Genomic DNA, 18590 nt, shown 5'->3' with positions numbered 1-18590 from the left:
ATGACCGATACAACACCCGATCAAATAGGCGGTGCGCCAGCGGCAGCAACGGATGAAACCAAGCCCTTTGCCGATTTCGCCGACAAGTCTGGCGGCTATTTCGCCCAGACGTTTCTATCGATCCAAAAGGCCAAGCTGCCTTCCACCCACATCAACTGGTTGGCTGCCATTGCTGGCTTTCCCTGGGCCGCGATCCGCGCCAACAAAATGCTGTTCTGGATCGGCTTCCTGATCGACCTCGTGGCAGCCGTCTACCTGATGCAGGTCTGGAAATTCTCCCGTGCTGCGGAACAGGCCGTGATCGACGGCAAGGACTTCCTCGTGGTTCGCTACGAAGACTGGACGATGTCCAGCCTCTGGGCGGCTGTGATCATCTTTGTCCTGGGTCGTGTGCTGTTTGGATGGCTCGCCGACCGCATCTATTTCCGGCAATACAATGTCTGGCGGGTGGATCACAGCAAACCCTCGGGATGGGACATGAAACGGCTGATTTGGGCTGCAGTCATCGTCGCCATGATCGCACCACTGATGCTGTATCGCGCCTCGCAATTCCCACCCGAAGAACGGACTTGCATCAAACAGGCACGATCCATTGCAGCAGGCGAAGAGGTGGCGTTCAAGGATCAATTCGACTGCATGATCATCGGGGAATTTCCCACCATTGTCTGGCTCGAACGGCGCGACACCGTCACCTATCCCCGGGACGATGACGGCAACCGCTTTGTGCGCCGTGAAGCACCGCGCGACGGTCTGCCGCCGGTCAACCTGAACAGCTACACAGCGCAATTGATCGATGACGGCATCGGCTACCTCACAGCCTTCTACGGCTTCTTCTTTGACGGGATCACGACCTTCCTTCGATCAATGCTGTCAGCCATCACCGCCGTCTTCGTAGGCACGCCGTGGATCATCGCCATGGGGGCCATCATGGCCATCAGTTACACGATGGCCGGGGCGCGAATAACCATATTCGTAGCCGCCTCTCTCGTGTACCTCGCCCTCTTCGGCTTCTGGCAAACGGCCATGGACACGATGAGCCTCGTGGTCGCGGCATCGATCATCTGCGTGGTCTTCGGCCTGCCGCTGGGCATATGGGTGGGCAAGTCGACACGCGGACAGGCGATCATTACGCCCATCCTCGACATCATGCAGACGATCCCGTCGTTCGTGTACCTGCTGCCTGCGGTCGCCTTCTTCTCAATAGGCAAGCCGCCGGGCATCCTCGCCACGGTGATTTTCGCCATGCCACCCATGGTGCGGCTGACAGCGCTCGGGATCAAACACGTGCCTGAAAACACCAAGGAAGCGGCGCTCGCCTTTGGCGCCAACCCCCGTCAGCTGCTGACAAAGGTGGAACTGCCCCAGGCGCTTCCCTCGATCATGGCCGGTGTGAACCAGGTTGTGATGATGGCGCTGTCGATGGTCGTTGTCGCGGCCCTGATCGGCGCGGGCGGCATGGGCTTCATCGTGACCGAAGCGCTGGCAAACACCCGTACAGGTGCTGGCATCCTGGCCGGCATCGGCATCGCACTTCTGGCGATGATGATCGACCGGGTCGTTCAGAAGGCCAACACCGTCAAACACTAACCAAGAATGAGTTCAATAAGGGAGACACATATGAAACTCATGACAACCCTCACCGCTGCAGGGGCCCTGTCGGTTGCCGCAGTCGGTGCCTCGGCCCAGGAAAAGGTAGCCATTTCGGACCTGAACTGGACCGGTGCCAAAGCCATCGCGCACGTCATCAAGACGGTCATCGAGGGGCCGCTCGGTTCTGAAGCCGAAATCGTCGAAGGTCTGTCCGACCAGGCGATCATCGCGACCGGTATGGACAAGGGCGACGGCTCGGCCGACGTCTGGACCGACATGTGGATGCCGAACCAGCAAGGCCCATGGGATCGCTTCATCGAAGACGCAGGCACCGTCGCGCATAACCAGCCCTATGCCGGTACACAGCAAATGTACGTGCCCAGCTACATGTCCGACCAGATCAGCTCGTTCGAGGATCTGAAGGACCCGGCGGTTGCGGCCATGTTCGACAAGGACGGCAACGGCAAGGGTGAATACTGGGCCGGTGATGCATCGTGGAAATCCACGAAGATCTGGCAGGTCAAGATGAAGTCCTATGGCCTCTCTGAACTGTGGGAGCCCGAGATCATCTCGGACGCGACCTTCAAGGCACAGCTGAAATCGTCCTACGGCAACCAGAAACCGATCCTGTTCTACTACTGGACGCCTGAATGGATCCACGCCGCCTATGACATCGCGCCACTGGCAGAGCCCGAGCACTCAGAAGGCTGCCTGAACCTGCAGCTGGATGGTGAGGACTGGCTGGAAGTGTCCGAAGCAGGCTGCAAAACGCCGGACGCTCAGATCTTTGTCAGCTACTCCAAGTCGCTGGAAGAGCGGAACCCACCCGCGGCCAAGTTCCTGAGCCAAATCCAACTGGATCCTGCGGTCGTGAACGGCTGGATCCTGGCAATCGGTCGGGACGAGATGGATCCGCAAGATGTGGCCGAAGAATGGGTGGCCGAAAACATGGACGTCGTGAACGGCTGGATCAACTAAGCCGCTGACAGTTCAGGAAACCCGGCGTGAGGACTACCTCGCGCCGGGTTTTCTTTTTTATGGCCCCAAAACGGCTATTTCCGGTCGGGCCAACTTCAAGGAAAGAAGCGCTTTCGCCATTACCCAACTGACACCGCCCGCGCAGAATGACGAAGCATGAGCGTAGGTTCGCAGTGTAAACTGCGCTGGTCCCAGGTCTCTTGGTCGATGATTGCAGCGACCAGGGCCTTGCCGGCCTCGTGACCAATACGCTTTGCCGGAAGCCGCACTGTCGTCAACGCAGGTTCGATGTCCGACGACCCTTTGAAGTCGCCAATCCCAACGATCGAGATATCGTCCGGGACCGACAGCCCAGCCGCCTTGGCACCATAAAGTGCCCCGGTTGCAAGGATGTCGTTGCCACAAATCAGAGCGGTGGGCCGGTTGAGACCAGAAAACAGTTTTCGAGCGTCCGTTTTCGACTCAGAGATGCTGTAAACGGTGGTGAGAGACCAAGCATCGGGAACGGATACACCTGCGTTTTTCAAAGTCTGTAACACGATGTCGCGCCGGGCAAGCGCCCGGTCATTGCCGTCAGTGGGTGGAAACATGCAGGCGATCTTTCGGTGCCCCAGTGACAAGACATGCTCCGCGATCATGCGCCCTGCCTGTTCATTGTCTGCACCGATACAGGGGAAACGCGATCCTGCCGCGTGGTTCCACATCAGCACGCAAGGGATCTCCTGCTGGTCAAGAAGCTGAAACACAGCGTCATCATGATCCAGACCCGTCAGAACGACCCCATCTACGCGATGTTCAAGGAACTTACGCAAGATCGCGTATTCGCGCTGCAAGTCATACCCGTGCGAGGCGAGAAGAATAGTAAAACCCTTTTCGGCCACGGTGTCGGAAAAGGCCTGCACAACTTCGGCAAAGATCGCATGGTCCAATGTCGGGATAAGCACACCAATCGTTCCCGAACGAATGCCGTGGATGGTTTGGGCCGCACGATTTCGAATGTATCCCGTCCTACGCACCGCGGAATCGATGCGCTTGCGCGTCGCAGGCTTAAGCAAGTCGGGATGATTGAAGTAGCGTGAAACCGTCGACGCTGACACCCGCGCGGCTTTTGCGACCGTCAGGATATCCACTTTTTTTGGTTTTGTTTCAGACACCTAAATACCTAAACTCGGAGAGTTATGAAAACATTTGCAAAACTATTTTCATTGCTTAGCGTTACGGGTCAAGCCTGAGTTTGGGAGGAGTTGGGCCTGATGGACTTTCTGTTCTACATGGGCGATGTCTTTACCCCGATCAATTTCGGGCTGTTGTTGCTCGGCACAATTGGCGGCCTGATCCTTGGGGCGACACCCGGGCTCTCGCCAACAATGGCCGTTGCGCTGTTGATCCCCTTCACCTTTCAACTGGAACCGCAACAGGGGCTGATCCTGCTTGGGGCCGCCTACACATCGACCGTGGCAGGCGGCGCGGTAAGTGCAATCCTGCTGAAAATCCCAGGCGCACCTGCCAATATCGCCACAACGCTGGATGGCCACACCATGGCCACCAAAGGCGAAGGCGCGAAAGCGCTGCAGCTTTCCTTCCTCGCCTCCGCAGTGGGAGGATTGTTCGGCGTCTTCCTTTTGATTTTCCTCACACCCGTTCTTGCGCAGTGGGCACTGGCATTTGGCCCATCCCATCTGTTCTGGCTGGCAATCCTCGGCGTGACCGTGATCGGAACCCTCGACTCCAGCTCGGTCGTGAAGGGTTTGCTGTCCGGGTGCATCGGCCTTTGGCTCGCTACAATTGGCTTTGACGACATCATGGGGGCGCAGCGTTTCATATTCCATCCGTCAGTCAGCGGGGGGATCAACGTGATCCCCGCGCTTATTGGCCTCTTCGCCATCCCGCAGGTGATCACCATGTTCACCAAGGGACGCTCGAGCGATGATGCTGAGGTGATCAGCGTCAAGCGGCATCCGATCCGGCTCGCCGTCGTCGAAGTGATCAAGCGCAAGACGGCACTGACCATCGGCACTTTGACAGGCTCCATCATTGGGCTGATCCCCGGGGTCGGTGGCCAGATCGCAGGGTTGGTGGCCTATGACCAATCCAAGAAATTCAGCAAGGAAAGCCAGAAATTCGGAACCGGCCATAGCGAAGGCATCATCGCGGCGGAAAGTGCCAATAACGCAATGGTCGGACCCTCTCTTGTACCACTGCTCACGCTTTCAATTCCGGGCTCACCCACAGCGGCGGTGCTGCTTGGCGGGCTTTTGATCCACGGGATTTTCCCCGGTCCTGATCTCTTCATGAACTACCCGCAAGTCGCCTGGACATTCATCGACTCCATGCTGATCGGGCAAATCCTCATGTGTGTCTTTGGGCTTTACATCGCTGGGCTGGCGGCCAGCGTTGCACGGGTGCCGCATGCGGTGATGGCCGCAATTGTGCTGGGCCTGGCCGTTTTCGGAAGCTACTCGGTTCAGAACTCCATGGGCGATGTCTATGTGATGGCGACGCTGGGGATGGCGATGTACTTTCTTGAACGGTTCGGCTTCTCGGCAGCCCCGCTTGTCCTTGGTCTGATCCTCGGGCCCATTGCCGAAGCGAACTTTATCCAAGGGTCCATGATCGCCAACGCAACAGTTGGAACCGGGGCCTATTTCTTCACCGGCTGGCTCAACTGGTTCCTGATCCTGATCGTGTTGGCGTCCATCAGCTACTCGATCTGGATGGAGATCGCCGCGCGTCGATACACTACCAAGGACGACGCCGTCGCCAAGGAAGAGGCAATGTCATGAGCGATCTGCCCCGCAGCCAGCACATCATCGCCTCGGGTCTTATCGCCGGGGTTGGCATCAGCGTCGCTTACATCAGTTTCACGCAGGAACCAGCAGACGCATTTGTCTTCCCACGACTGATCTCATCCGTCTTTGCGGTTCTCGCCATCTGGACGTTCGCAAAGGCCATCCTTGGTCGGACAAAAGTCGGGAACGGGATCAGCGCAGACGCAATGCGTAAGATGCTGCCGGGGCTGATTGTTGCGATCATCTATGTCTTCTGGGCGGCCAAGGGGCTGGGGTTCTACACGGCAACCACCATCGCCTTCTTTGTGCTTGTATCGCTCTACGATCCGGCCCCGCATTCAGACATCAAAAGCTGGATCAAACGGATACTCATCACCGCCGGTTTCATGGCGGTCATGTACGGCCTCTTCGCGGCATTGCTGAATGTCTTCACACCGCGAGAGATTTTTTTCTGAACCGCAAAAGCGGCAGATTTAACCCCAAGGGAGGAATAAAATGAAAAAATGGATCACAGGGGCGGCGCTTGCACTCGCCGCAATGGCGGGGTCGGCGCATGCCGATGGCCATGAAGCCTATCCAGAACGGCCCATCCTGATGATGGTCAGCTACGGTGCCGGTGGTGCGACGGATTTCCAGGCGCGCATCGTCACAATGACCGCCGGGAATGAAGATGCGCTTGGCATGCCCATTGCCATCGTCAACCGTCCCGGCGCGGGTGGCCGCGTCGGCTGGAACTGGTTCGCCTCCGAAGCCGAGGCTGACGGCTACACGCTGGGTGCTTACAACATCCCGCACTTCATCGCGCAGTCGATCGAAGGCGGCGTATCCTACTCTGCCGACAGCTTTGAACCGATTGCGAACTGGGGCGCAGACCCTGCGGTCTTTGTTGTTGGTGCGGACAGCGCATTCAACTCGATGGAAGACGTCGTCAACTATGCCAAGGAAAACCCGGGCGGCTTGACGTTCTCTGGTGCCGGTTTGTTCGTGGGTCACCACATTGCCGCGCTCCAGCTCGAAAAGGCAGCAGGCGTGAAACTCGCCTACATCCCCAACAACAAAGGGGGCGCAGGTGCGATGCGTGCCGTCATCGCAGGCGAAGTACTGGGCGGAGTGAACAACCTGTCCGACGCATTCCGCGCGCGTGAAGCGGGCAACGTCAAAATCCTCGGCGTCTTTGATCTGGAACGGAACGAAGAGTTCCTGCCCGATGTCCCCACCATGAAGGAACAGGGCTTTGAGATCGACAACGCGTCGGTCAACTTCCGCGGCGTGATGGTGCCCAAGGGTACGCCACAGCCGATCATCGACAAGCTGGCGACAACCGTGCCCGCCATGTTCGAAAACGGTCGGGTGCAAAGCCGGATGGCCGCGGGCGGCTCGCCCATGAACATCATGACGCGCGACGAAGTGCTCAAAATGTGGGCAGCGCGCCAGGCAACACTCGAAGAACTGCTTGCCGGTCTCTAAATCACAAGTGCAGCGCCCGATTCGCGGGCGCTGCACACTAATCAGGACACACCCATGAACACCATTGATCCCATTGCAGACGTGGAAGCCATCGTAGCCCGCGCGCGGGCGGCGCAAGTCGCCTTTGAACGCAATGGATCACAGCAAGCATATGACCGCGCAGCCCAAGCCGCCGCATGGGCGATCATGGAACCCGCTCGCAACCGCCATTTGGCGGAGCTCGCGGTTGAGACCACGGGCCTGGGAAATGTGCCTGACAAGATCACCAAGAACCATCGCAAGACCCTTGGCCTGATGCGCGACATCAAAGAGGCGCGGACATATGGGGTCATCGCCGACGACCCAACCACTGGTATCACCGAGGTGGCCAGGCCCATTGGTGTCATCGGAGCGGTGGTGCCCTCGACCAATCCGGGCGCGACCCCTGCAAATAACATCATCAACGCGTTGAAATGTGGCAACGCCATCGTCGTTTCGCCCTCCCCCAAAGGCGTGCCGACCTGCGAAACACTATTGGGCTATATCCACGCCGAATTCGACAAGCTGGGCATCGACAAGGATCTTGTCCAGATGATTCCCGGACGTGGCTCCAAGGAGACGACGCAGCGCCTACTTGAGATCACCGATCTGATCGTCGTCACCGGCAGCCAGAACAATGTGAAACGGGCCTATACGTCGGGCACACCCGCACTCGCCGTTGGGGCAGGCAACGTGGCGGTGATCGTTGACGAAACAGCAGATCTGGCAGCGGCAGCAGAGAAAATAAAAGCATCGAAGACGTTCGACAACGCCACCTCCTGCTCATCCGAGAACGCAGTCGTTGTGGTGGATGCGGTCTATGACGACTTTGCCGCCGAAATGGCCCGCACGGGCGGCGCGCTGATCCGAGACGAAACCAAGGTCACGTCCAAGCTGTGGGTAAAAGGCCACTTGAACCCAAGGGCCATCGCGCAGGACGCAGACAAGATGATCGCCGCACTCGGGCTGACAGATGAGGTGCCGGCCGACACATCCTATCTGGCCGTCGAAACATCAGGCATCGGGCCCGATCATCCGCTGTCGGGCGAGAAACTCAGCCGGGTTCTGACAGTCTATCGTGCAAAGGATTTCGAGGATGCGGTGCGCATCACCCGCGAGATCGAGTTGCATCAGGGCGCGGGTCATTCCGTCGGGCTACATACGCAAATGGAAGACCGGCCATTGATCCTCGCACAGGCAATCCCCACCAGCCGGGTGATCGTCAATCAGGCCCATACATTTGCCACGGGCGGATCGTTCACCAATGGCATGCCCTTTTCGCTGTCGATGGGGTGCGGGTCTTGGGGTGGCAATTCGATTGATACCAACCTGCACTGGCGCCACTTCATGCAAACCACCAAGATCGTGCGGGAAATCCCGGCCAATGAACCCGCACTCGATGAGATTTTTGGCGACTACTGGAACGAAGCCGGACAATGATCCTTGACCGGAACACGCCGCCCAAAGGCACCGTGAAGGACTGGCTTGATGCCAGGGCAGACACGGGTGGCGTCGCGATTGTGTTCCCCGAAACGGGGGATGCGCTTAATTGGCGAACCCTGCGCGATGAGGCCCGAGCAGCGGCCGAAGGACTGGCAGGGCAAGGTGTCGCCCCCGGCGAAAGCGTAGCCATCGTTCATCCCAACGGTCGTGCCGGTGTCGTGGCGCTCTATGCCGCTCTTTATGGTGGGTTTCGGGCAACCATGATCAATCTGGCGGCGGGCCCTGATGCAATCGCTTATGCCCTCGATCACAGCGGTGCGCGCTACGCCTTTGTCCACGACAGTCAGAGGGACGTGATTGCTCGGGTTGCACCAACCCGACTGACAATCCTTGAACCAGACATGCTGGCGCAGCGGGCGTCGTTGGCAACTTTCGATGCCGCGCAGCATGCATTGCTGATGTACACGTCCGGCACAACCGGTCAGCCAAAAGGTGTCGTGCATGCACACGCCAGCCTGCTCGCGGGCGGATGGACGACTGCCATCGCACATGACTTATCGGCAAAGGATCGCGGCTTTTGCGTTTTGCCAATCTACCACATCAACGGGCTTTGCGTCACCTTGATGGGGTCACTCGTCTCTGGCGGATCGCTGGCGATGACCGCCAAGTTTTCAGCCAGCCAGTTCTGGGAACAGGCCGACCGTGCCAAGGTAACCTGGTTCTCGGTCGTGCCGACAATCATCAGCCATCTTCTGCACAGCGACACCAACCCGAACACAGATGTTTCCGCCCGGCTGAGATTTGGGCGCTCTGCCTCCTCCGCCCTGGCGGTCGAGACTCAATCCGCCTTTGAAGAGCGTTTCAAGGTTCCGATCATCGAGACAATGGGACTGACCGAAACCGCAGCGCAAATTCTTTCAAACCCACTCCCCCCCGGCACACGCAAAATCGGATCCCCCGGCATCGCCTTTGGCAACAAGGTGCGCATCCTGACCGCCGATCTTGAGGATGCACCGCCCCTGCAAGAGGGTGAAATCGCCATTCGCGGCCCGAACGTGATGGTCGAATACCTGCACAACCCGGAGGCCACAGCCAAAACCTTTGCCGGAGAATGGCTCCGCACCGGGGATCTCGGGCACATAGACGAAGACGGCTATGTTTTCGTGACCGGTCGCCTGAAAGAGCTGATCATCAAGGGGGGTGAAAACATCGCCCCCCGCGAGATTGACGAGGTTCTCTATTCCGAGCCGGACATCATCGAAGCGGCTGCCTTCGCTCGCCCTTGCAAAAGCTATGGTGAACGGGTCGAAGCTGCCGTCAGCGTCAAACCCGGGTCACAGCTCTCAGAGGCTGCCTTGATCGCCCTGTGCCACCAACGGCTTGGCGCATTCAAATCCCCGGAAAGCATCCACTTTCTCAAGGAGTTGCCGAAAGGACCATCCGGGAAAATCCAAAGGCTCAAGTTGGCATCCTTGATCTGAACGCCCTTCAACGGGCCTTCTTCTCACCATCGGCAACCAAAGAAACATGCCTCGGGACCAGCGATGACCCAATTGCGGGCGAACGGGCGGCTCGCACTCTTCCACAGCGCACAAAAACAAGAAAACCCCCGCCATCTCTGGCGGGGGTTTGATTTTCAAACTGCGACCCAGGTCAGTCGCGGCTGTCTTCCGAATGGTCGATGACCGTGTCGAACACATCGCCACCCACCACATCTTCGGCAGCCGGTGCTGCCAGGGCAGCAGCCGCTTCGGCCTCTTCCCGACGGGCTTCGATGACGACGTTGTCGCGGTCCGATGCGATCTTGCGCACGGACTGTGTTGCACCACCGGTCCCGGCAGGGATCAGACGGCCCACGATCACGTTCTCTTTCAGACCGACCAGCTTGTCCTTCTTGCCCTGCACCGACGCTTCGGTCAGCACGCGGGTTGTTTCCTGGAAGGACGCAGCCGAGATGAACGACCGGGTCTGCAGTGACGCCTTGGTGATACCCAACAGGATCGGACCACCCTGAGCTGGCCGTCCGCCTTTCGACAGCGCCTTCTCATTCGCAGCATCGAACTCCTGCTTGTCCACGTGCTCACCTTTCAGCAGCGTGGTGTCGCCCGAGTCCTCGATCTCCCATTTCTGGAGCATTTGCCGGACGATGACCTCGATGTGCTTGTCGTTGATCTTCACGCCCTGCAGACGATAGACCTCCTGCACCTCGTTGATCATGTAGTCGGCCAAGGCCTCGACACCCATGATGGCAAGGATGTCATGGGGGGCGGGGTTGCCATCCATGATGTAGTCACCCTTCTGGATGAAGTCGCCTTCGGCCACCGGGATGTGCTTGCCCTTGGGCACCATGTACTCGACCTTGTCCATGGTCTCGTCGGCGGGTTCAATCGCAATGCGGCGCTTGTTCTTGTAGTCCTTGCCAAAGCGCACGTAACCATCGATTTCGGCGATGATCGCGTGATCCTTGGGACGACGGGCTTCGAACAGTTCAGCCACACGTGGCAGACCACCGGTGATGTCCTTGGTCTTGGCGCCTTCACGCGGAATACGTGCCACGACGTCACCAGCGGCGACCTCCTGACCGTCTTCCACCGACAGAACCGCGTCCACGGACATCGCGTAAGTGATCGGGTTGCCCGCATCGTTCCGCACGGGCTCACCGTCTTCACCCACAAGGATGATTTCCGGCTTCAGCTCGTTGCCTTTCGGTGCGGTCCGCCAGTCGATCACGATCTTCTGGGTCATGCCGGTTGCTTCGTCAGTCTCGTCGCGAACCGCAAGGCCCGAAACCAGGTCGACATATTTCGCAGTACCGGCTTTCTCCGCGATGATCGGCAGAGTGTAGGGATCCCACTCAAACAGCTTTTCGCCACGCTTTACATCCTGACCATCAGTGACGAACAATGCCGTACCGTAGCCCAGTTTGTGATTGGCGCGCTCGTCGCCGTTCTCGTCCTGGATGATCAGTTTCATGTTCCGGCCCATGACCAGAACCTGACCTGCTGCGTTAGTCAGCGTCTGCGCGTTCTCAAAGACGATCTTGCCTTCCTGACTTGCTTCCAGGAACGACTGCTGGCCACCTTGAGCAACGCCGCCGATGTGGAAGGTCCGCATCGTCAGCTGCGTGCCCGGTTCACCGATGGACTGGGCGGCAATGATGCCGACCGCTTCACCGGTGTTGACCATGGTGCCGCGCGCCAGGTCACGACCATAGCACATCGTACACACGCCTTCTTCGGCCTCACAGGTCAGCGGCGACCGGATGCGCATCGACTGCACGCCCATCTCTTCGATGGCGTCCGACATACGCTCGTCGATCAACGTGCCGGCTGCCAAGATCACCTCGTCGGTGCCGGGCTTGAGCACGTCATCGGCGGCAACACGGCCCAGCACACGCTCGGCCAGCGATGCAACCACCTCACCGTCATTCACGGCCGCTTCAGCAGTGATGGCGTTTTCGGTGCCACAGTCCAGATCGCGCACGATGCAGTCCTGTGCGACGTCCACCAGACGACGGGTCAAGTAACCCGAGTTCGCCGTCTTCAGAGCGGTGTCCGACAGACCTTTCCGCGCACCGTGGGTCGAGTTGAAGTATTCAAGAACGGTCAGACCTTCCTTGAAGTTCGAGATCACGGGCGTTTCGATGATGTCGCCGTTCGGACGGGCCATCAGGCCGCGCATCCCGCCCAGCTGCTTCATCTGCGTGACCGAGCCACGGGCACCGGAGTGCGCCATCATGTAGACCGAGTTCGGCTCCATTTCAGCGCCACTCTCATCCCGACGATCCGCCGAGATCGAGCCCATCATCGCGTCGGTGACCTTATCGTTACACTTCGACCAGGCATCGACCACCTTGTTGTACTTTTCGCCCTGGGTGATCAGACCGTCCATGTACTGCTGTTCAAAGTCCTTCACCTGATCGCGGGTTTCATCCACGATGGTCCACTTGGTGTCGGGGATCAGCATGTCGTCCTTGCCGAACGAGATGCCCGCCTTGAACGCGTGACGGAAGCCCATGGTCATGATCTGGTCACAGAAGATGACCGACTCTTTCTGACCACAATAGCGGTAGACGGTGTCGATCACCTGCTGCACTTCCTTCTTCCGCAGAAGACGGTTCACCAGTGCAAACGGTGCCTTGTTGTTGAGCGGCAGAAGCGCACCCAAAAGGACACGACCCGGGGTCGTTTCGAACCGTTCCATCACCTCAAGCCCTTCGGGGTTGATTTGCGGAACACGAGCGGTGATCTTTGAGTGCAGGTGCACAACACCAGCGTCGAGGGCGTGTTGCACTTCCTCGATCGAACCAAAGACCATGCCTTCGCCCTTCATGCCTTCGCGTTCCAGGGTCACATAGTAGAGACCCAGGATCATGTCCTGCGAAGGAACGATGATCGGCGCGCCGTTTGCAGGCGACAGAACGTTGTTCGTCGACATCATCAGCACGCGTGCTTCAAGCTGCGCCTCAAGGCTCAGCGGGACGTGCACAGCCATCTGGTCACCGTCGAAGTCGGCGTTAAAAGCCGAACAAACGAGCGGGTGCAACTGGATGGCTTTGCCTTCGATCAGCACGGGCTCGAACGCCTGAATGCCAAGACGGTGCAGCGTGGGCGCACGGTTCAGCATGACAGGGTGTTCGCGGATTACCTCGTCAAGGATATCCCAAACTTCGGGACGCTCTTTCTCGACCAGTTTCTTGGCTTGCTTAACGGTGGACGACAGCCCCTTCGCCTCAAGCCGCGAATAGATGAACGGCTTGAACAGCTCCAGCGCCATCTTCTTCGGAAGACCACATTGATGCAGCTTCAGTTCCGGCCCGGTCACGATGACCGAACGGCCCGAGAAGTCGACCCGCTTACCCAAAAGGTTCTGACGGAAACGACCCTGCTTGCCTTTCAGCATGTCCGACAGCGATTTCAGCGGGCGCTTGTTGGCACCCGTGATCACGCGGCCGCGACGGCCGTTGTCAAACAGCGCATCGACAGATTCCTGCAGCATCCGCTTTTCGTTGCGGACGATGATGTCAGGCGCGCGCAGTTCGATCAGACGCTTCAGACGATTGTTCCGGTTGATGACCCGGCGATACAGATCGTTCAGGTCGGACGTCGCAAAACGGCCCCCATCCAGCGGCACCAGCGGGCGCAGTTCCGGCGGGATCACGGGGATCACGGTCAGAACCATCCACTCCGGGCGGTTGCCGGATTCCAGGAAGCTTTCCACCACTTTCAGGCGCTTGATGATCTTCTTGGGCTTCAGCTCGCCTGTCGCCTCTTTCAGATCGGCGCGCAGGGTCTCTGCCTCTTGCTCAAGGTCGATCTGGGACAGCATCTCGCGGATCGCTTCGGCACCGATATTGGCGGTGAAGGCGTCCATGCCGAACGCGTCCTGCGCGTCCATGAACTCTTCTTCCGACAGCATCTGGCCATAGGACAGGTCGGTCAGACCCGGCTCGGTCACCACGTAGTTTTCAAAGTACAGCACACGCTCCAGATCGCGCAGCGTCATATCCAGCATCAAACCAATACGGGAGGGCAGCGATTTCAGAAACCAGATGTGCGCGACGGGAGCCGCCAGTTCGATGTGGCCCATCCGCTCGCGGCGGACCTTTTGCAGCGTGACTTCGACACCGCATTTCTCGCAGACAACGCCGCGATACTTCATGCGCTTGTACTTGCCGCACAGGCATTCATAATCCTTGATCGGGCCAAAGATACGCGCACAGAACAGGCCATCACGCTCGGGCTTGAACGTGCGGTAGTTGATGGTCTCGGGCTTCTTGATCTCGCCAAACGACCACGAGAGGATGCGTTCGGGCGACGCCAGGCTCACCTTGATCTCATCAAAGACCTTGGGTGGCGTCAGCGGGTTGAACGGGTTGTTTGTCAGTTCCTGGTTCATTTTCAAATCCTTGAAAGGGGAGCGGAGGGAAGATTGGAGCTGTAGGGCGGGGTTAACCCCGCCTTACGATTGCGCCGCTATTCATCTTCCTCCGCATCCAGGAGTTCCATGTTGAGGCCCAAGCCGCGGACCTCCTTGACCAGAACGTTGAACGATTCCGGCACGCCGGCTTCGAAGTTGTCCTCGCCCTTGACGATGCTCTCATAGACCTTGGTTCGGCCTGCCACGTCATCCGACTTCACCGTCAGCATCTCTTGCAGGGTGTAGGCGGCGCCGTAGGCTTCCAAGGCCCAGACCTCCATCTCACCAAAGCGCTGACCACCGAACTGCGCCTTACCACCCAGCGGCTGCTGCGTGACGAGGGAGTACGGACCGGTCGAACGGGCGTGGATCTTGTCGTCCACAAGGTGGTGCAGCTTCAGCAGGTACTTGATGCCGACGGTCACAGGGCGGGCAAATTGCTCACCTGTGCGGCCGTCAAACAGCACCGACTGACCCGATGTCGAGAAGCCTGCACGCTCCAGCGCGTCGTTCACATCCGCCTCTTTCGCACCGTCAAAGACGGGCGTGGCGATCGGAACACCGCGTGTGACGTTGCCAGCGGCTTCGATCATATGCTCTTCGTCCATGCCCGAGATGCCCTCTTCATAGACATCACCGCCATAGGCGAGTTGCATCGCTTCGCGCACCGGCGTCAGGTCACCCGAACGACGGTACTCTTGCAGCGCCTCGTCCACATTCACACCCAGACCGCGTGCGGCCCAGCCCATGTGTGTCTCAAGGATCTGACCGACGTTCATACGCGACGGCACACCCAGCGGGTTCAGACAGAAATCAACCGGCGTACCATCCGCGAGGAACGGCATGTCCTCCATCGGCACCACTTTCGAAATCACACCCTTGTTGCCGTGACGACCAGCCATCTTGTCGCCCGGTTGCAGCTTGCGCTTCACCGCCACGAACACTTTGACCATCTTCATCACGCCCGGGGGCAGATCGTCACCACGACGAACCTTCTCGACCTTATCCTCAAAACGGGCATCCAGGGCACGCTTCTGCGCCTCGTATTGCTCGTTCAGGGCCTCGACCACTTGCGCCGATTGCTCGTCCTTCAGGGCAATCTGCCACCATACAGACCGCGGGAAGGCTTCCAGCAGGTCCGCATCAACGTTCGAGCCTGCCTTGACGCCTTTCGGCCCCTTGGCGATCTCTTTGCCCAACAGCATATCGCCCAGACGGGCATAGATGTTGCGGTCCAGAATGGTCAGTTCGTCGTCGCGGTCACGGGCAAGGCGTTCAACTTCCTCACGCTCGATCTGCAGAGCACGCTCGTCTTTTTCCACACCGTGGCGGTTAAAGACGCGCACCTCAACGACCGTGCCGAAATCACCCGGCTTCACACGCAGCGAGGTGTCGCGCACGTCCGAGGCTTTCTCACCAAAGATGGCGCGCAGAAGCTTCTCTTCCGGCGTCATCGGGCTTTCGCCCTTCGGTGTGATCTTGCCCACCAGAATATCGCCCGGCTCAACGTCCGCACCGATATAAACGATGCCCGCTTCGTCGAGGTTGCGCAGGGCTTCCTCACCGACGTTCGGGATATCGCGGGTGATCTCTTCCGGCCCCAGCTTGGTGTCACGGGCGGCGACTTCGAATTCCTCGATGTGTATCGAGGTAAAGACGTCATCGCGCGACACACGTTCCGAGATCAGGATCGAGTCTTCGTAGTTATAGCCGTTCCACGGCATGAACGCGACAACCACGTTCTTGCCCAGCGCCAGTTCACCCATATCGGTGGACGGACCATCGGCAATCACTTCGCCCTTCTGAACCGTGTCACCCACCTTCACCAGCGGACGCTGGTTGATGCAGGTGTTCTGGTTCGAGCGCTGGAACTTGCGCATGCGGTAGATGTCCACGCCCGCGTCGCCCAGCTCAAGGTCGTGCGTGGCACGGATCACGATCCGGGTGGCATCCACCTGGTCGATGATACCAGCACGTTTCGCCATGATGGCCGCACCAGAATCGCGCGCCACAACTTCTTCGATGCCGGTGCCGACCAGCGGCGCCTCGGCTTGCAGGAGCGGAACGGCCTGACGTTGCATGTTCGAGCCCATCAGAGCGCGGTTGGCGTCGTCATTCTCAAGGAACGGGATCAGCGAGGCCGCGACCGAGACCAACTGCTTGGGCGACACGTCGATCAGATCAACCTGATCCACGGGCGCCAGCGTGTAGTCCCCGGATTGACGGGTGTTCACCATCTCGTTGTTGAAGCGACCTTCGGCATCCAGCGAAGCGTTCGCCTGTGCCACGGTGTGCCGCATCTCTTCGGTCGCGGACATGTAGTGCACTTCGTCCGTCACCTGACCGTCGCTTACCACGCGGTAAGGCGTTTCGATGAAGCCGTACTTGTTCACACGAGCAAAGGTGGCCAGCGAGTTGATCAGACCAATGTTCGGCCCTTCCGGCGTTTCAATCGGGCACATCCGACCATAGTGGGTTGGGTGCACGTCGCGCACCTCAAAACCGGCACGCTCACGGGTCAGACCGCCCGGCCCAAGCGCCGACAGGCGGCGTTTGTGTGTCACTTCGGACAGCGGGTTGGTTTGGTCCATGAACTGTGACAGCTGGGACGAGCCAAAGAACTCGCGCACAGCAGCAGCAGCCGGTTTCGCGTTGATCAGGTCCTGCGGCATGACGGTGTCGATCTCGACCGACGACATGCGTTCCTTGATGGCACGCTCCATACGCAGAAGGCCAACACGGTACTGGTTCTCCATCAGCTCACCAACAGAACGCACACGACGGTTGCCGAGGTGGTCGATATCGTCGATATCGCCCTTGCCGTCGCGCAGTTCCACAAGTGCCTTGATGCAGGCCACGATGTCTTCGCGGCGCAACGTGCGCTGCGTGTCTTCGGCATCCAAGGCCAGACGCATGTTCATTTTCACCCGGCCAACAGCGGACAGGTCATAGCGTTCGCTATCGAAGAACAACGTGTCGAACAGGGCGCTTGCCGCATCAACGGTGGGTGGCTCGCCCGGACGCATGACGCGATAGATGTCCATGAGCGCGGTTTCGCGGTTCATGTTCTTGTCCTGCGCCATGGTGTTGCGCATGTACGGACCGACATTGACGTTATCGATGTCCAGAACCGGAATGTCGGTGATGCCCGCATCCACCAGTTCCTTGACCGTACCGCCGATCAGATCGCCATCCTTGTCATATTCAAGGGTCAGCTCATCACCGGCTTCGACATAGATCGCGCCGTTTTCTTCGTTGATGATGTCCTTGGCGACGAATTTGCCGACGATGTGCTCGTAAGGCACCAGCAACTCGGTGACATTGCCCTCGTCGATCAGCTTCTTGACGGCGCGTGGCGTGATTTTCTTGCCCGATTCGGCAATCACTTCACCGGTTTTCGCATCAACCAGATCGTATGTCGGACGGGTGCCGCGCACACGCTCGGGGAAGAACGGCGTGACCCAGCCTTTGTTCTTCTTAAGCTTGTAGCTGACGGTGTTGTAGTAGGCGTCCATGATCGCTTCTTGGTCGAGACCAAGAGCGTACAGGAGCGTGGTCACCGGCAGTTTGCGGCGACGGTCGATCCGGGCAAACACGATGTCCTTGGCGTCGAACTCGAAGTCCAGCCAGCTGCCGCGATAGGGAATGATGCGGCAGGCGAACAGCAGTTTACCGGACGAGTGTGTCTTGCCCTTGTCATGGTCAAAGAACACACCGGGCGACCGGTGCATCTGGGACACGATCACACGCTCGGTGCCGTTCACGATGAACGTCCCGTTCGGTGTCATCAAAGGCATATCGCCCATGAACACGTCCTGTTCCTTGATGTCCTTGACGGACTTCGCGCCGGTGTCTTCATCGATATCGAACACGATCAGACGCAGGGTGACCTTCAGCGGGGCCGAGTAGGTCATGTCGCGCTGCTGGCATTCCTCAACGTCGTATTTGGGCTTTTCCAGCTCGTACTTGACGTATTCCAGGACGGAGGTTTCGTTGAAGTCCTTGATCGGGAAGACCGACTGGAACACACCCATGATGCCTTCGCCGTCCATGGGCGTGGGCTCATCACCGGAGTTCAGGAACAGGTCGTAGGAAGACTTTTGAACCTCGATGAGGTTGGGCATATCCAAAACTTCACGGATTTTGCCATAATATTTACGAAGACGTTTCTGGCCAAGGAACGTTTGCGCCATACTGGTGTCACCTTTCAGCGTTTCTCTGGACACTGCAATGCCGTCGGGCCCCGGCACGCTGCACCCGTGAGACGATGGGTTTCAGGTCAATTCATGGCCACCGTCCCACCGGCGGCCTCCCGACCTTTCAAACCGCATCTTGGAAAAGACTTTTCAGGAAAGCCCTTACCAAGACGGGTCGGGCCGGACGCGC

General features: G+C 58.8%; 10 protein-coding genes. 7 read left to right on the top strand and 3 right to left on the bottom strand.

What is annotated here, in order from left to right; translation table 11 throughout:
- Both Q1A51_RS22610 and Q1A51_RS22605 read left to right on the top strand, forming a co-directional pair.
- On the top strand, positions 1-1587 hold the full coding sequence (locus Q1A51_RS22610; protein ID WP_299602771.1) for an ABC transporter permease subunit: 1587 nt from the start codon (positions 1-3) through the stop codon (positions 1585-1587).
- Positions 1588-1617: 30 nt separating this feature from the next.
- Positions 1618-2568, top strand: coding sequence for a glycine betaine ABC transporter substrate-binding protein (locus Q1A51_RS22605; RefSeq protein WP_299602768.1), 951 nt, complete (start codon positions 1618-1620; stop codon positions 2566-2568).
- 119 nt (positions 2569-2687) lie between these two features.
- Here the strand turns inward: Q1A51_RS22605 and Q1A51_RS22600 are convergent, their stop codons facing one another.
- On the bottom strand, positions 2688-3722 hold the full coding sequence (locus Q1A51_RS22600; RefSeq protein WP_299671539.1) for a substrate-binding domain-containing protein: 1035 nt from the start codon (positions 3720-3722) through the stop codon (positions 2688-2690).
- Positions 3723-3821: 99 nt separating this feature from the next.
- On the opposite strand from Q1A51_RS22600, the gene Q1A51_RS22595 reads away from it, so the two are divergent.
- Genes Q1A51_RS22595 through Q1A51_RS22575 form a run of 5 tightly spaced genes read left to right on the top strand, consistent with a single transcriptional unit; the run spans position 3822 to position 9766 of the window.
- Entirely contained in the window at positions 3822-5351 is a 1530-nt protein-coding gene (locus Q1A51_RS22595) for a tripartite tricarboxylate transporter permease (protein WP_299211435.1), read from the top strand.
- Positions 5348-5812, top strand: a complete 465-nt coding sequence (locus Q1A51_RS22590) for a tripartite tricarboxylate transporter TctB family protein (RefSeq protein ID WP_299602761.1) — start codon at positions 5348-5350, stop codon at positions 5810-5812. Before Q1A51_RS22595 ends, Q1A51_RS22590 begins: the two co-directional genes overlap by 4 nt.
- 40 nt (positions 5813-5852) lie before the next feature.
- The gene (locus Q1A51_RS22585) at positions 5853-6824 is read left to right on the top strand and encodes a tripartite tricarboxylate transporter substrate binding protein (protein WP_299602759.1); all 972 of its coding nucleotides are present in this window, start codon (positions 5853-5855) and stop codon (positions 6822-6824) included.
- A gap of 54 nt (positions 6825-6878) precedes the next feature.
- Positions 6879-8282 carry an aldehyde dehydrogenase family protein gene (locus Q1A51_RS22580; protein WP_299602756.1) on the top strand — a complete coding sequence of 468 codons (1404 nt, stop codon included), beginning with the start codon at positions 6879-6881 and terminating at the stop codon, positions 8280-8282.
- Complete coding sequence (locus tag Q1A51_RS22575) at positions 8279-9766, top strand: AMP-binding protein (RefSeq protein WP_299602752.1); 1488 nt, start codon at positions 8279-8281, stop codon at positions 9764-9766. Before Q1A51_RS22580 ends, Q1A51_RS22575 begins: the two co-directional genes overlap by 4 nt.
- Positions 9767-9938: 172 nt before the next feature.
- Here Q1A51_RS22575 and rpoC read toward each other — a convergent pair whose 3' ends face one another.
- Positions 9939-14183, bottom strand: a complete 4245-nt coding sequence (gene rpoC, locus Q1A51_RS22570) for a DNA-directed RNA polymerase subunit beta' (protein ID WP_299211423.1) — start codon at positions 14181-14183, stop codon at positions 9939-9941.
- Positions 14184-14260: 77 nt separating this feature from the next.
- Positions 14261-18397 carry a DNA-directed RNA polymerase subunit beta gene (gene rpoB / locus Q1A51_RS22565; RefSeq protein WP_299602747.1) on the bottom strand — a complete coding sequence of 1379 codons (4137 nt, stop codon included), beginning with the start codon at positions 18395-18397 and terminating at the stop codon, positions 14261-14263.
- Positions 18398-18590 lie beyond the last annotated feature (193 nt).

Source organism: uncultured Tateyamaria sp. (genome assembly GCF_947496075.1).
Taxonomy (GTDB): Bacteria; Pseudomonadota; Alphaproteobacteria; order Rhodobacterales; family Rhodobacteraceae; genus Tateyamaria.
Note: the sequence above shows the minus strand (reverse complement) of the source record. Positions and strands in the feature narration are given on the sequence as shown.

What these genes read in the sequence shown, in the direction of transcription:
- Q1A51_RS22590 (WP_299602761.1), top strand. Translation starts at nt 5,348, where the DNA reads ATGAGCGATCTGCCCCGCAGCCAGCACATCATCGCCTCGGGTCTTATC.
- Q1A51_RS22610 (WP_299602771.1), top strand. Translation starts at nt 1, where the DNA reads ATGACCGATACAACACCCGATCAAATAGGCGGTGCGCCAGCGGCAGCA.
- Q1A51_RS22580 (WP_299602756.1), top strand. Translation starts at nt 6,879, where the DNA reads ATGAACACCATTGATCCCATTGCAGACGTGGAAGCCATCGTAGCCCGC.
- rpoC (WP_299211423.1), bottom strand. Translation starts at nt 14,183, where the DNA reads ATGAACCAGGAACTGACAAACAACCCGTTCAACCCGCTGACGCCACCC.
- Q1A51_RS22585 (WP_299602759.1), top strand. Translation starts at nt 5,853, where the DNA reads ATGAAAAAATGGATCACAGGGGCGGCGCTTGCACTCGCCGCAATGGCG.
- Q1A51_RS22595 (WP_299211435.1), top strand. Translation starts at nt 3,822, where the DNA reads ATGGACTTTCTGTTCTACATGGGCGATGTCTTTACCCCGATCAATTTC.
- Q1A51_RS22605 (WP_299602768.1), top strand. Translation starts at nt 1,618, where the DNA reads ATGAAACTCATGACAACCCTCACCGCTGCAGGGGCCCTGTCGGTTGCC.
- rpoB (WP_299602747.1), bottom strand. Translation starts at nt 18,397, where the DNA reads ATGGCGCAAACGTTCCTTGGCCAGAAACGTCTTCGTAAATATTATGGC.
- Q1A51_RS22575 (WP_299602752.1), top strand. Translation starts at nt 8,279, where the DNA reads ATGATCCTTGACCGGAACACGCCGCCCAAAGGCACCGTGAAGGACTGG.